13 protein-coding genes, 1 tRNA gene and 2 pseudogenes are annotated in these 13362 nt (G+C 59.7%); 11 read left to right on the top strand and 5 right to left on the bottom strand.

Annotation, left to right across the window (positions count from 1 at the left end; genetic code table 11):
- The first annotated feature begins 255 nt into the window (after positions 1–255).
- The 6 genes from B5E65_RS05240 (at position 256) to B5E65_RS05215 (ending at position 5574) form a co-directional block, all read left to right on the top strand.
- The gene (locus B5E65_RS05240; protein WP_087170715.1) at positions 256–777 is read left to right on the top strand and encodes a Gx transporter family protein; all 522 of its coding nucleotides are present in this window, start codon (positions 256–258) and stop codon (positions 775–777) included.
- Between the two features lie 145 nt (positions 778–922).
- The gene (locus B5E65_RS05235; protein WP_087170714.1) at positions 923–1462 is read left to right on the top strand and encodes an NADH peroxidase; all 540 of its coding nucleotides are present in this window, start codon (positions 923–925) and stop codon (positions 1460–1462) included.
- A 224-nt stretch (positions 1463–1686) separates the two neighbouring features.
- Complete coding sequence (locus tag B5E65_RS05230) at positions 1687–1902, top strand: helix-turn-helix transcriptional regulator (RefSeq protein WP_087170713.1); 216 nt, start codon at positions 1687–1689, stop codon at positions 1900–1902.
- The gene (locus B5E65_RS05225) at positions 1895–2629 is read left to right on the top strand and encodes a DUF3169 family protein (RefSeq protein ID WP_087170712.1); all 735 of its coding nucleotides are present in this window, start codon (positions 1895–1897) and stop codon (positions 2627–2629) included. Before B5E65_RS05230 ends, B5E65_RS05225 begins: the two co-directional genes overlap by 8 nt.
- A complete protein-coding gene (gene pfkB / locus B5E65_RS05220) occupies positions 2626–3534 on the top strand; it encodes a 1-phosphofructokinase (protein ID WP_087170711.1) in 909 nt (302 codons plus the stop codon). Before B5E65_RS05225 ends, pfkB begins: the two co-directional genes overlap by 4 nt.
- A 93-nt stretch (positions 3535–3627) precedes the next feature.
- Entirely contained in the window at positions 3628–5574 is a 1947-nt protein-coding gene (locus B5E65_RS05215) for a PTS fructose transporter subunit IIABC (protein WP_087170710.1), read from the top strand.
- Positions 5575–5644: 70 nt separating this feature from the next.
- Here the strand turns inward: B5E65_RS05215 and B5E65_RS16520 are convergent, their stop codons facing one another.
- The 4 genes and pseudogenes from B5E65_RS16520 to hemW all read right to left on the bottom strand — a co-directional run bounded on the left by B5E65_RS16520 (position 5645) and on the right by hemW (position 8716).
- Positions 5645–5758, bottom strand: coding sequence for a hypothetical protein (locus B5E65_RS16520; RefSeq protein WP_242957489.1), 114 nt, complete (start codon positions 5756–5758; stop codon positions 5645–5647).
- A 39-nt stretch (positions 5759–5797) separates the two neighbouring features.
- Positions 5798–6718, bottom strand: a pseudogene (gene pyrB, locus B5E65_RS05210) (aspartate carbamoyltransferase); the annotation flags it as partial.
- Positions 6719–6767: 49 nt separating this feature from the next.
- Positions 6768–7520 (bottom strand): GntR family transcriptional regulator, encoded by a 753-nt coding sequence (locus B5E65_RS05205; protein WP_087170708.1) that lies wholly within the window; start codon positions 7518–7520, stop codon positions 6768–6770.
- A gap of 104 nt (positions 7521–7624) precedes the next feature.
- Complete coding sequence (hemW, locus tag B5E65_RS05200) at positions 7625–8716, bottom strand: radical SAM family heme chaperone HemW (protein WP_087170707.1); 1092 nt, start codon at positions 8714–8716, stop codon at positions 7625–7627.
- Positions 8717–8891: 175 nt separating this feature from the next.
- Here hemW and B5E65_RS05195 point away from each other — a divergent pair, with 175 nt between their 5' ends.
- Entirely contained in the window at positions 8892–9608 is a 717-nt protein-coding gene (locus B5E65_RS05195; protein ID WP_343286389.1) for a Bax inhibitor-1/YccA family protein, read from the top strand.
- Positions 9609–9792: 184 nt separating this feature from the next.
- Positions 9793–9879 (top strand) — tRNA-Leu (locus B5E65_RS05190).
- Positions 9880–9939: 60 nt separating this feature from the next.
- Here the strand turns inward: B5E65_RS05190 and B5E65_RS05185 are convergent.
- Positions 9940–11061 carry a DUF4368 domain-containing protein gene (locus B5E65_RS05185; protein WP_087170706.1) on the bottom strand — a complete coding sequence of 374 codons (1122 nt, stop codon included), beginning with the start codon at positions 11059–11061 and terminating at the stop codon, positions 9940–9942.
- Here B5E65_RS05185 and B5E65_RS16790 point away from each other — a divergent pair.
- From B5E65_RS16790 to B5E65_RS05170, 3 genes and pseudogenes are all read left to right on the top strand, one after another.
- A complete protein-coding gene (locus tag B5E65_RS16790; protein WP_087170705.1) occupies positions 10984–11436 on the top strand; it encodes a GNAT family N-acetyltransferase in 453 nt (150 codons plus the stop codon). The two genes, B5E65_RS05185 and B5E65_RS16790, sit on opposite strands and share 78 nt — an antisense overlap.
- Before the next feature lie 226 nt (positions 11437–11662).
- Positions 11663–11992, top strand: a pseudogene (locus tag B5E65_RS05175) (plasmid mobilization protein).
- Positions 11953–13308 (top strand): relaxase/mobilization nuclease domain-containing protein, encoded by a 1356-nt coding sequence (locus tag B5E65_RS05170; RefSeq protein ID WP_087170704.1) that lies wholly within the window; start codon positions 11953–11955, stop codon positions 13306–13308. The pseudogene B5E65_RS05175 and the gene B5E65_RS05170 overlap by 40 nt, the downstream one beginning before the upstream one ends.
- The last annotated feature ends 54 nt before the right edge of the window (positions 13309–13362 follow it).

Below are 13362 nucleotides of genomic sequence, written 5' to 3'. Positions count from 1 at the left end.
ATAAACGCTATGGAACATATGGTACACTATTCCAGCAGACAATGCAAGGACTTACCGGAAGTATTTGCGAAAATTTCGCCGTCTATACCGGCAGCCCTGTATTCACAATACGAACGGCCCGCCGCAAATATTGCACACCGGCCCCTCCGCGCCCTTGACACACAGCGTCTGCTGCCGTAAGATGAAAGGGCAGAAAACCGGATTTTTGCCGGTTCTTCCTATTTATAATAGCAATTCGACAAAGTGAGGCATTTCATGCGCAATCAAAAGACCCGCCAGGTGGCGCTTTCCGGCCTGCTGTTCGCGCTGGCCATGGCGCTTTCCTTTGTGGAATCCACCATCACCCCGCTGCTGGGCCTGATGCCCGGCATCAAGATCGGCCTGTCCAACATCGTGGTCATGTACGCGCTGTTCTTTATGGGATTTGGCCCGGCGCTTACCCTGGCCGTGCTCAAGGCTTTTTTTGTGCTGCTTACCCGGGGCGCAGTGGCCGGCATGCTGTCGCTGTGCGGCGGTCTGCTGTCGCTGGCTGTTATGGCGATCCTCTACCGGCTGCCCCGCCGCCCTACCTGGTTCATCCTGTCGGTAAGCGGCTCGCTGGCCCATAACATCGGCCAGCTGCTGGGGGCCAGCGTGATCCTGTCCAGCAATCTGGCCCTGGCCTATGCACCGGTTCTGATCATTTCCGGCCTGCTTATGGGCGCTGCTACCTCCGGCAGCCTGTCCGCTTTGCTGCCCGCCCTCAGCCGCCTGGGATTCAAGACGGATCCAAGGTAAAAGATCCGAGAAAAACTTGAAAAATAATAAAGATTCCTATTGACAATGCCCTTTTTCCATGCTATTATAAGCACATAAAAGGAACGGTTCCTATTTAGCGGAACCGAATGCACAAAATGAATCCAACAATCAGGAGGAAATAACAATGGCTAAGTTTGTTTGCACCGTTTGTGGTTATATCGCCGAGGGCGCTGCGCCCGAGTTCTGCCCCGTCTGCAAGGCTCCCAAGGACAAGTTCGTGGAGCAGAAGGAGAACACCTACGTGACCGAGCACGTGGTGGGCATCGCCAAGGAGGGCGTTCCCGAGGATATCGTGGAAGGCCTGCGCATGAACTTCAACGGCGAGTGCAGCGAGGTTGGTATGTACCTGGCCATGAGCCGTGTGGCTGACCGTGAGGGCTACCCCGAGATCGCCGAGGCCTGGAAGCGCTACGCCTTTGAGGAGGCTGAGCATGCTGCCAAGTTCGCCGAGCTGCTGGGCGAGGTTCTGACCGACAGCACCAAGAAGAACCTGCAGATGCGTGTTGACGCCGAGTGCGGCGCCTGCTCCGGCAAGATGGATCTGGCCAAGAAGGCCAAGGAGCTGGGCCTGGATGCCATCCATGACACCGTGCACGAGATGGCCAAGGACGAGGCCCGTCACGGCCGCGGCATGGCTGGTCTGCTGGAGCGTTACTTCGGCTAATCCTGCTTCGCGCCCCGCAAGCCGCGCGCAGCTGTAAACCGAACACCAGATAAGACAAAAGCAGGGCCCGCACCCTTTGTGGTGCGGGCCCTGCTTTTTGCTGTTTGAAAATGACAACTTTTTTTGTCAAACCTGTTGACAAGGATAGTTGTCATTGCTATACTGATGATGACAAGAAAAGTTGTCAAAATGCCGGCCGGCATAGCTGGAAAGGAGTGGTGGATTTGCCGCTTGCAAACCGCGTGAAGGAACACAGGGCCCGCCTGGGCATCAACCAGCAGGAGCTGGGGCAGCGGATCGGGGCTTCCCGCCAGACGGTAAGCCTGATCGAGCGGGGGGATTATAACCCCTCCATTACCCTGGCGCTGCGGATGGCCCGGGAATTCGGCGTCCCGGTAGAGGAGATTTTTGCTTTGGAAGGGGAGGATACCCATGAATAAAACGGTAAAATTTGTGCTGATGATACTGGCGTCCATGGTGGTGGGCGGTGTGCTGGGTTTTGGCGTGATCTGGTTCGGCATGGACGGCCTGACGGCGGACATGGTGGAAAAACTGGAAAACAGCCTGGCGCTGGGCGTACCGGTGGTGCAGGCGCTGGCCATCCTGGTATGCAGCCTGACAGCGGCTTCGTACATGAAACGGGCGCGCCGGTTTGCCGCCGCACTGGATACCGGCGACGAAGACCAGGCCGAACCGGCTTTGCGGGCCGCCGATATGGCGATCAACCTGCTGGAGATGCAGCAGATACTGGTGATGTTCCTGCTGCCGCTTTCTTTGACCCAGGTGGGCCTTTCCCTGCTGGCAAGCAGCGTGCTGGTGGTGGTCAGCATGCCGCTGGTGATTCTGGGCCAGGGCCGCATCGTGGACTTTATCCGCCGTATCAACCCGGAAAAACGGGGGGATGTGCGGGATCTGAAGTTCAACAAGGAGTGGTACAACAGCTGCGACGAGGCCGAGCGCCAGAAGATCGGCCGGGCCTCGTACCGTACGGTGCTGGCCACCCAGATGGTGCTGGTGGCGCTGCTGGTGGTTGTTGTGATCGTGCGCCTGCTGGTGCCGGGGGATAACCTGGCCGCCTGGTGCCTGCTGGCTGCGATCCTCACACTCAAGATCAGCTTTTGGGCAGGCTGCAGCCGCGCCGAAAAGAAAGGGGGAGAGGCGCTTTGATCTGTACGGTGACCCTGAACCCCTCGCTGGATTATACCGTGGAACTGGAGCAGCTGCAGCCCGGCGGCCTGAACCGCACCCGGACGGAGAGCGTGCGTCCCGGCGGTAAAGGACTGAATGTGGCCCTGATGCTGAACCGCCTGGGGCAGCCGGTGCGGGCGCTGGCCTTTGCGGCCGGGTATACCGGCCACATGCTGGCCGGGCAGCTGGCCGACGCGGGCCTGCCCGCGGAGCTGCTCTGGGCCCGGGAGGGCATGACCCGCATCAACGTGAAGGTCAAGGCCGGCGAGGAGACCGAGATCAACGGGCGCGGGCCGGTGCTGGGCCCCTCCCATCTGGAAGAACTGGCTTCCCGCCTGGCGGTGCTGGAGGAGGGCGACTGGGTGGTACTGGCCGGCAGTCTGCCGGCCGGTCTGCCGGATGACACCTACGCCCGCCTGCTGATGCCGCTGACGGCCCGGGGGGTGCGGGCTGTGGTGGACGCAGAGGGCGCGGTGCTCAGCGCTGCGCTGACGGCCCATCCGTTTCTGATCAAGCCCAACCGCCCGGAACTGGAGGCTCTGGCAGGCCGGGCACTCTCCACCCGGGAGGAACTCTTCGACGCTGCCCGCACCCTGCAGGAAAAAGGGGCGGCCAACGTGCTGCTCTCTCTGGGCGGTGAAGGGGCCGCCCTGCTTACCTCTTCGGGCGAAAGGCTGTTCTGCCCCGCGCCCCAGGGCAAGGCAGTGGATACCGTGGGGGCCGGAGATTCGATGGTGGCGGGCTTTTTGTCCGGCTGGCTGACCACCGGCCGGTGGGCGGAAGCCCTGCGCATGGGGGTGGCAGCAGGCAGTGCCTCCGCATTTTCTCCCTGGATCGCCCGCCGGGAACAAGTTTGGGCATTGTACGACAGTGTTCTAATATGATACAATAAAAGCAGCCGATCCCTGACCCGGGCACCGGCTGCTTTTTATATTGCTTACCGGGCTGCGGCCCGATGATGAAAACAGGGGGTATCTATGCAGATAACCGACCTACTCAGCGCCAGCCGGATGCGGCTGCATGTGGCTGTGGCGGATAAACAGGACGCGCTGGATCAGCTGATCGCGCTCACACGGCAGGACGGCCTGCTGACCGATTCCGACGCTTTTCGCCGGGCGGTGCTGGAGCGGGAGGAGCAGGTGAGCACCGCCATCCAGGAAGGCATTGCCGTCCCCCATGGGCGGGGCGCCTCGGTACGCCGTACCGGCCTGGCGGTCATGACCCTGAACCGGGGCGTGGAATGGGGCGCCATGGACGGGCAGCCCTCCGATCTGCTGTTCCTGATCGCCGCCACCGAGGACGGCACCAGCTATATGGAGATCCTGTCCCGGCTGATGAGCCTGCTTATGGACCGGGAGTTCCAAAAGCAGCTGCGTGCCGCTGCCACCCCGCAGGAATTTCTGGACGCGGTGGACAAGGCGGAACAGGCCCGTTTTGGTGAGGAAAAGCCCAAGGAAGACGCGCCCCGCATCCTGGCGGTCACGGCCTGCCCCACCGGGATCGCCCATACCTACATGGCGGCGGAAGCCCTGGAACAGGCGGCGTCCCACCTGGGGGTCACCATCAAGGTGGAGACCCGGGGCAGCGCCGGGGTACAGAACCGTCTGACCGCGGAGGACATCGAGACGGCCGACGGCATTATTCTGGCGGTGGACCGGACGGTGGATGAGGACCGTTTTGCCGGCAAACCGGTGCTCAAGGTACCGGTGGCGGACGGTGTGCACCGCCCGGCAGAACTGATCCAGACGGTACTGGACGGGCGCGCGCCGGTCATGCCTGCCGGAGCGAAACGGGCCCCGCTGGATGAACTGATCCAGCCGGCGGGCCTGCCCCGGGCCATCTACCGGCATCTGATGGAGGGTGTGTCCCACATGCTGCCCTTTGTTATCGGCGGCGGTATCCTGGTGGCGCTGGGATATCTGTTTGACGATCCGGCCCTGGGCGCGGTCACCTTTGGCCAGAACACCCCCATTGCCGCTTTCCTGACCATGCTGGGCCGCACCTCCATGAACCTGATGCTGCCGGTGCTGGCCGGGTACATTGCCCGCAGCCTGGCCGACCGGCCCGGCCTGATGCCGGGGCTTGTGGGCGGGGCGCTTTCCACCAGCGGCATAACCTTTGATACAATTTTCAACGGCACCGCGGCAGTGCCCTCCGGGTTTGTGGGGGCGGTGCTGGCGGGTTTTGCCGCCGGGTTGTTTATGCGGGCAATACGCCGTCTGTGCGATCACCTGCCCGACCGGATGGCAGGCATCAAGCCTACCCTGATCTACCCGATCACCGGCGTGCTTTTTATCGGCGTGTTTATGTGCCTGGTGGATCCCTTTGTGGGCGGATTCAGCGCCCGGCTCAGTGAGATGCTGAACAACATGAGCGGTGCCAGCCGCCTGGCGCTGGGCGCAATTCTGGGCGGCATGATGGCGGTGGATATGGGCGGCCCGGTCAACAAGGCTGCCTATGTGGCCGCCACCGGCGCTATGGCCACGGCCGTGGCCTCCGGCCTGCCGCTGACCAGCGCGGCTTACCGGATGATGGCGGCGGTTATGGCGGGCGGTATGGTGCCGCCGCTGGCGCTGGCCCTCTGCGCCACCTGCTTCCCCCGGCTGTTCACCCAGCAGGAACGGCGCATTGCCCCGGTCAACTATCTGCTGGGGCTGTGCTTTGTTACCGAGGGTGCGGTACCCTTCGCGGCGGCCGACCCGCTACGGGTCATTCCCGCCTGCGTGCTGGGCGGCGCGCTGTCCGGTGCGCTGTCCATGTTCTGGGGCTGCACGCTGCCCGCGCCGCACGGCGGGGTGTTAGTCTTCCCGCTGGCGGGCAACCCCAGATGGTATATGCTGGCGCTTCTGCTGGGTACCGTGGCGGCGGCGCTGGTTCTGGCGCTGCTGCGCCACCATCGCGGCACGGCCAAAGCCCATCGATGACCAAAACAGAAAAACGCCCCGCGTTCGCGCCGTTTCCGGCGGCAAACGCGGGGCGTTTTCTATTTCTGTATCAGGCTTCCTGCTCGCAGTAGATGCAGCGCAGAACGCCGTCCGGTGCGCGGTGGAACAGGTGCTTTACCCCCTCCTCCACGCCGGTGATGCAGCGGGGGTTCGGGCAGTGCATTTCCACCAGTTCCTCGTTGCAGGCGGGCTTGTCCGCCAGGGGCTTATCGGTCAGGCCCAGCAGGGTCATGATCAGGGCCATGCGCACATACACACCGTTCTGCGCCTGCTCAAAATAGGCGGCCCGGGGATCTTCGTCCACCTCCAGGGTGATCTCGTTTACCCGGGGCAGGGGATGCAGCACCGCCAGATCCGGTTTGCCCAGCGCCATCTTGTCCGGGGTCAGGATATAGCTGTCCTTCAGGCGGCGGTACTCGTTGGGATCGGCAAACCGCTCCCGCTGAATACGGGTCATGTACAGCACATCCAGCTGGGGCATGGCTTCTTCCAGGCTGGTGGTCTTTACGTAGCGGCAGCCGCTGGGCTTGAGCACGTCGTTGTAGATATAATCCGGCACACGCAGCTCCTTGGGGCTGATGAGCACGAATTTGGTGTTGGGATACCGCACCATGGTGGTGATCAGGCTGTGCACCGTGCGCCCGAACTTCAGATCGCCGCACAGGCCGATGGTCAGCCCGTCCAGCTTGCCGCAGCGGCGGCGGATGGTCATCAGGTCGGTCAGGGTCTGGGTAGGATGCTCGTGCCCGCCGTCACCGGCATTGATCACCGGAATCCGGGAGTACATGGAAGCCCGCAGCGGCGCGCCTTCCCGGGGATGACGCATGGCAGCAATGTCCGCATACCCGCTGACCACCCGGATGGTGTCGGCTACGCTCTCGCCCTTGGAGGCGCTGGAGGAATCCGCGCTGGAAAAGCCCAGTACGCTGCCGCCCAGGTTCAGCATGGCGGCCTCAAAACTCAGCCGGGTGCGGGTGCTGGGCTCATAGAACAGGGTAGCCAGCTTCTTGTGCGCACACACATCCTGGTATTTTTCCGGCGCGGCGGCAATGTCGTCGGCCAGATCCAGCAGATCGTGCAGCTCGTCCAGAGAGAAGTCCAGCGGATTGATGAGATGACGCATACTAACAGTTCCTCCCGTTGTTGGTTTGGCACGGCGCAAAAGGCCGCCCTCAGAATTTTTTTCGAAGGATCGAAAAATCAAAGAAGTTGGTATAGTAGCCCAGACTGCGCATAACCGGCAGGCACAGGCGGGTGTAGCTGACCTCATCCAGCAGCAGCAGCGCCTCGCCGGAGGAAAGCTCCATCAGCCGGCGCATACCCGGCTCACCGTAGGCGGCCTGCACCCGGGTGGTGGTGCTGGTCACAACCTGGCCGCATTCCCGCTTGAGCATGTCGAACACCGGCTCGGTCATGTCCAGCTGCAGAGGACTGGTGCCCCGGAAGATGGAAAGCGGGAAGTAGTCAATGCAGAAGATCACCGGCTTTTCGTCTGCCAGCACCCGCTTGTGCACCCGCACAGTCTGGGCGCCGGGCTCGATCTCCAGCAGGCGGGCCAGCGGCTCATCCGCAGGCAGAATGTCCACCCGCACGTGATCGGTGTGGGGGGTATGCCCCGCCGCCGCAATCATGGAGAGAAACTCCACCTTCTGGTCCAGCCGGTTGGGCAGATGCACCACATTCCGGTGGATCACCGTGCCGATGCCCCGGACCCGTTCCACAAAACCAGCCCGCTCCAGTTCGCCCAGCGCGTCCCGCACCACCGTGCGGCTGACCCCCATCCGGGCGGCCAGCTCCACTTCGGCCGGCAGACGGGCCGCATGGGCAAAGCAGCCGGTGCGCATCTCCTCCGCCAGGGTCTGGGCCAGCTGGCTGGAAAGTACGGCACCTCCCAGCGGCACGCCGCTATTCTTTTCTTCCTGCATAGATCCGCCTCCGCTTTCACTCTGCGGCCCCCGGCCGCACGTTCTTCCCAGTATAGCACATTTTGTCTCTTTGTGGGAGAAAAATCTGAAATTTTTCTTCTGCCTTATGCCAGCAGTTCGGTCAGAATGCTGTTCTGGATAATCAGCCCGGCGGGTGTCAGCCGCAGCGGACCTTCGCCCGGCTGGGCATAGCCTGCCTGCTGGCACCGCCGCCAGAAGGCTCTCTGCCGTTCGTTCAGCCGCACACTGAACCGCCGGGCCAGTTCCTCCTCGTCCAGCCCCTGGGTCAGCCGCAGACGCAGCATGATGTAGTCCTCGCCGTCGCAGCCGCCGTCCTCCACCGGCCGTGCCGTGCCCTCGATAAAGGCCCGGGTGTCGCCCGGCCAATAGAAGCGCTTCCGGTTCAGGCAGCTGTGGGCGGCAGGGCCCAGGCCCAGATAATCCTGACAGTCCCAGTACAGCAGATTGTGCTGCCCTTCATAGCCCGGTCTGGCAAAGTTGCTGATCTCGTATTGCCGGTAACCGGCCGCCGCCAGTTGTTCCACCGCGTACAAATAGAAATCCGCGGCTTCATCCGGGTCGGGCAGGCCCTCGGGCGTGTGCCGGGCAAAAGCGGTGCCCGGTTCAATTTTGAGCAGATAGGCCGAGATATGGGTGCAGCCGCCCTCTGCCAGCAGGTCCAGCGTCCGGTCAAATTCCTCCCGGGTGTAGCGGGGCAGCGCCAGCATGATATCCCCGCTGATGTTGGCAAAACCCGCCTGCCGGGCCCAGGCCAGTGCCTGCCGGCTCTGGGCCGCCGTGTGGGGGCGTCCCAGCCGGGCCAGGCTCTCGTCGTCGGCGGTCTGTACCCCCAGGCTCAGCCGGTTGACCCCCGCCTGGCGGAATCCCTCCAGTTTGGCCGGATCCACCGTTTCAGGATTGGCTTCCAGGGTGACTTCCCCCTCCGGAACCGGCGCGGCAGCCCGGATCAGCGCGGCTGCCTGGTCCGGCCGCAGCAGGCTGGGGGTGCCGCCGCCAAAATACAGGGTATCCGGCCGCAGAGCGGTGCAGTCGCAGTTGCAGATGCGCTCCATCTCCCGCAGCAGGGCCGCTACATAGGCATCAGGAACTTCTTTCTGACCGCCCCGGCTGTAAAAATCGCAGTACCGGCAGCGGGCCAGGCAGTAGGGAATATGCAGATACAGGCCAAGGCTCATCCGGATGGGCCCTCCTTCATAAAAAATTCATGCTTTGTTTATTATAAACCTTTTGCTTTTTCCGTCAAACAGGATATAATAATGACAATGATCCAAAAAATCGGGTCAGATCCAACCAATCCATACAAGCCCGCGTCCCTGCGCGGGGCGCGAGAGCAAGAGAGGTGCGAGAATCATGAATGAAATGTATGAACAGGAACAGCGCCAGTACGCGTACGGCGGCGTTGAAACCCTGAATAATTATGTGAGCAAGACCTTCGGCTGGATGTTCGGCGGTCTGGCGCTCACCGCGGCTGTGGCCTTTCTGGGTTACGCCAGCGGCCTGACCTGGAACCTGCTGCTGAGCGGCGGCACCATGTTCCTGCTGCTTATCACCTTTGCCGAGCTGGGCGTGGTCATGTATCTGTCCGCCCGGATCCATGCCATGCAGGTGGGCACCGCCCGGGCGCTGTTCTTTGTGTACTCGGCGCTGAACGGCCTGGTGTTCAGCATGTATTTCTTCCTGTTTGAGCTCAGCAGCATGGCGCTGGCCTTTGTGGCTGCCGCAGCCTACTTCGGGCTGATGGCGGTATATGGCCACTTCACCAAGCGGGATCTTACCAGCTGGGGCCGGATGCTCTCCATGGGCCTGATTGCCCTGCTGGTCGTGGGCATGTTCAGCATGCTGTTTGGCTTTGGCTTCTCCGGTGTGCTGTACAGCGCGCTGGGCATTGCGCTCTTCCTGGGCCTGACCGCCTACGATACCCAGAAACTCAAGGATTACTACTTCGCGTTCGGCGGCAACAGCGAGATGGCGGCCAAGGCTTCCATCTTCGGTGCGCTGAACCTGTACCTGGATTTCATCAACATCTTCCTGTTTGTGCTGCGCTTGGTGGGCCGCAACCGGGACTGATTACAAGGATAAAAAGGGGCCGTCCGGCAACTGCCGGACGGCCCCTTTTTGCACCGCAAAAATTTTTTTAAAAAAATTTAAAAAAAGGCTTGCATTTTCTCAAAACCCGTGGTATAGTATAAATCGCCCCGCAGGACGGGGTAAACAAAAAAGCGTAATCGCGGTTCGCCGCGTTTACATATATGCGGATGTGGCGGAATTGGCAGACGCGCTAGATTCAGGTTCTAGTGGGGGCAACTCCATATGGGTTCAAGTCCCTTCATCCGCACCATGGCGAGTGTTCTTATAGCATTTGAAAAGCTGTAAGAACACTCGTCTTTTTTTGTTGTTTTCATCCGGCGATTTCGGCTGGGATGTAGTTGACGAACACACCCTTCCGGGTATTGACGGTCACATCAGGGATGGGCAGGGGCAGCATTTTAGGGATTATGATTTCTCCAACGCAGTTATAGTGGATGCGAAGCCGCTGCTCCCACACACCATCAATTTTCTCCGCATTATAAACCTCGATCTTCTCAACCAATTCGTTGAGCATCCGAGGCGTGAGCTTGCGTGTGCGGGTGTACTTTCGCACCAAAGAGATGAACATATCCGTGGTCATGGCCTGGCTGCTCTGCTTCTCGATTTCGGAACGGAGCTTTTTGATTTTCTCCGCCAGTTCCTTTTGCTCGTCCTCATACCGTCCGGACATTTTCGCAAAACGGTCATCGGAGAGCTTGCCGGAAACATTGTCCTCATAGATGCGTTCAAACAGCCCGTCCAGTTCCTCATCACGGGCAAGCAGGGCCTTCAATTCCTTCTCCTTTAGCTTACGGTCGGTTTCCGCCGCTTGCTGGGAGTGCCCGATCACCGCTTTCAGAAATTCGTCCTCATAGAGGCTGGCGAACTTCGTCAGGCGACGGATTTCACCAAGCACCACCTGTTCCAGAAAATCTACTCGGACATAGTGGGTGGAAGTACAGCTCCCACGGTTGCCCTTATAGTTGGAGCAGTTGAAATACTTGATCTCCGGGTTTCCCTGATTGAAATGGAAGTGAAGATTGCATCCGCAGTCAGCACAGACCAGAAGGCCGGAGAACATGTTGTGCTCGCCTTCGTTGGTGCGGCGCTTGCGGATTTTTCCCCGCTTCTGCTGCACCTGCTCAAATACGGACCGTTCGATGATCGGCTCGTGGACGTCCTTGAAGATGACCCAATTCTCACGGTCATTCTCCAACCTCTTTTTGTTCTTGTAGGATTTGGAGTAGGTCTTGAAGTTGAGAATGTCACCGCAATACTCCTGCAAAGACAGGATTTTGGTCACGGTGGAACTGTTCCCCTTGGTAGCGGGCTGCTGCTTGCCCTTTCCGGGGCGCTTGATGCCTTTCTTTAGCCAATAGGCACGCGGGGTAAGGATTTCATCCCGCTCAAGCTGAGTGGCAATCTGCTCCGTTCCATAACCCTCCAGGGTCATACTGTAAATCCGTCGAACTACCTGGGCGGCTTCGTCATCTACGATCCATCGTTTTGGGTTGTTGGGGTCTTTGATGTACCCGTAGGGAGGCTGGCCCATCGGCTCGCCTGCATTTCCCTTGATCTTGTTGCTGATACGCCGCTTCTTGCTAATGTCTGCGCGGTATATGTTGAGGAAAACTACCGTTGTCAGGGAATTGCAGGAAAGCTGCTGGAATATGTTTGTGAGGATATGCGTTCATTTGGCCTGGAAACCTTATATCTCATTACAGACCACACAGGCTTCTATGAGCGCTACGGATGGAAGTTCCTATGTATGGCGCAGGGCGATGGTGAGGTAGATTTGTCGAGGATGTATGTTTATGATTTGAAATAGAAACGGTTATCGTTAAAAATTAGACATTAGACTACATCCAGCTTGGTATCCCACTTTTTGATTGTAGTATTAGTAGAGGGGAAAAGGGTTGGGGAGAGACGATAGCAAGCACAGCAAGCGAGTACCCGCTTGCGATTTTTGGCTTTAGGGAACCCTCCCCCTAAACCCGAAAAATGCTTGTTGGGAACATCCCAAACCCTGATACGAAAAGAGGCGAGATACCACGATGGCAAACCGAAAACGAAATATCCAGGTGAAGTTCTATGTGACCGCCGAGGAAAAGGAACTGATGGAACAGAAGATGGCCCAGCTCCAGACAAAGCGGATCGGCGCCTACCTGCGGAAGATGGCGATTGACGGATATATCATCTAGGTGGACACCAGGGACATCAAGGAGATGAACAAGCTCCTGTCCGCCATTGGCCGGAACATCAATCAGATCGCCAAGCGGGTCAACGCCGGAGGTCCCACCTATCAGGCCGACATGGAGGAAATCCGGGAAAGGCTGGATCAGATATGGCAGTTACAAAGACGCATCCTATTAAGTCAACGCTGAAAGCGGCGATTGACTATATCTGCAACCCCGACAAGACGGATGGGAAACTGCTGGTGTCCTCCTTCGGCTGCGCCGCCGAGACCGCCGACATTGAATTTGAATGGACACGCCGCCATGCTATTGACAAGGGCACGCACTTGGGCCGCCACCTGATCCAAGCCTTTGAGCCTGGGGAGGTCACGCCAGAGGAAGCCCACCGGATCGGCATGGAACTGGCACGGGAGGTCCTGGGCGGCAAATATGAATTTGTCCTCACCACTCACATTGACAAGGATCACGTCCATAATCACCTGATTTTCAATGCGGTCAGCTTCACCGACCACAAGCACTACCATTCCAACAAGCGCAGCTATCACGAGATACGCCGGGCCAGCGACCGGCTGTGCAAAGAACACGGCTTGTCCGTCATCGTCCCTGGCCGGGATAAGGGTAAGAGCTACATTGAGCATCAGGTTGCACAGAACGGCACCAGCTACAAGGCAAAGCTGAAAGCCGCCATCGACCGGCTGATCCCCGTATCCTCCAGCCTGGAAGATTTGCTTGCCCGGTTACAGCGGAAAGGGTACGAGATCAAGCGAGGAAAGTATATCTCCGCCAGGGCGCCGGACCAGGAGAGGTTCACCCGGCTCAAAACCCTGGGCGCCGATTACACGGAAGAAGCCGTTGTCTCCCGCATTGCCGGAGGCCTCCGCCCCTCCAGACAGCCCCAGCAGCGCAGCGGGAAGGTCAGCCTGCTCATTGACATTCAGAACAATATCAAGGCCCAGCAGAGCGCCGGATACCAGCGGTGGGCGACCATCGAGAATCTGAAACGGGCGGCCGCCACTATGAACTTTCTCACCGAACACGGCATCGGCAGCTATGAGGAATTGGTAGAACGGTGCGACGCCGTTGCCGCCGCCTCCATCCGTACCAGGGAAAGCCTGCGGGATACGGAACAGCGGATCGCCGACCTTGCCCTCCTGGGAAAGCAGCTTAACACTTATCGCAAGCTGAAACCTGTCTATGACCGATACAAGGCATCAAAAGACAAGGTAAAATTCCTGCGCGGCTTTGAGAGCGAGATTATCTTATTCGAGGCGGCAGCCAGGGAAATCAAAAAGGCCGGGCTCGCCAAACTTCCTTCCTCCGAAAAGCTGAAAGCAGAATTGGACGGACTCTCCGCCCGCAAGACCGCCCTGCAAACGGACCTTCGGAAGATACGGCGGGAGGAAAAGGAGTATGACACCCTCCGCCAGAATGTGGACGCCCTGCTGGAAAGGCCGAAGGAACAGGAACAGGAACAGCAGCGGCAGCGGAGCAACGACTTGGAGTAACGGGGATTGGGCGCTTTTTACAGTCTTTGCAAAACCCCTGGGCGCATGGTTATC

It is taken from the genome of Gemmiger sp. An120, from assembly GCF_002160955.1.
Lineage (GTDB): Bacteria > Bacillota > Clostridia > Oscillospirales > Ruminococcaceae > Gemmiger_A > Gemmiger_A avium.
The sequence above is the reverse complement of the archived record's forward strand: the minus strand, read 5'-3'. Positions and strand labels throughout refer to the sequence as shown.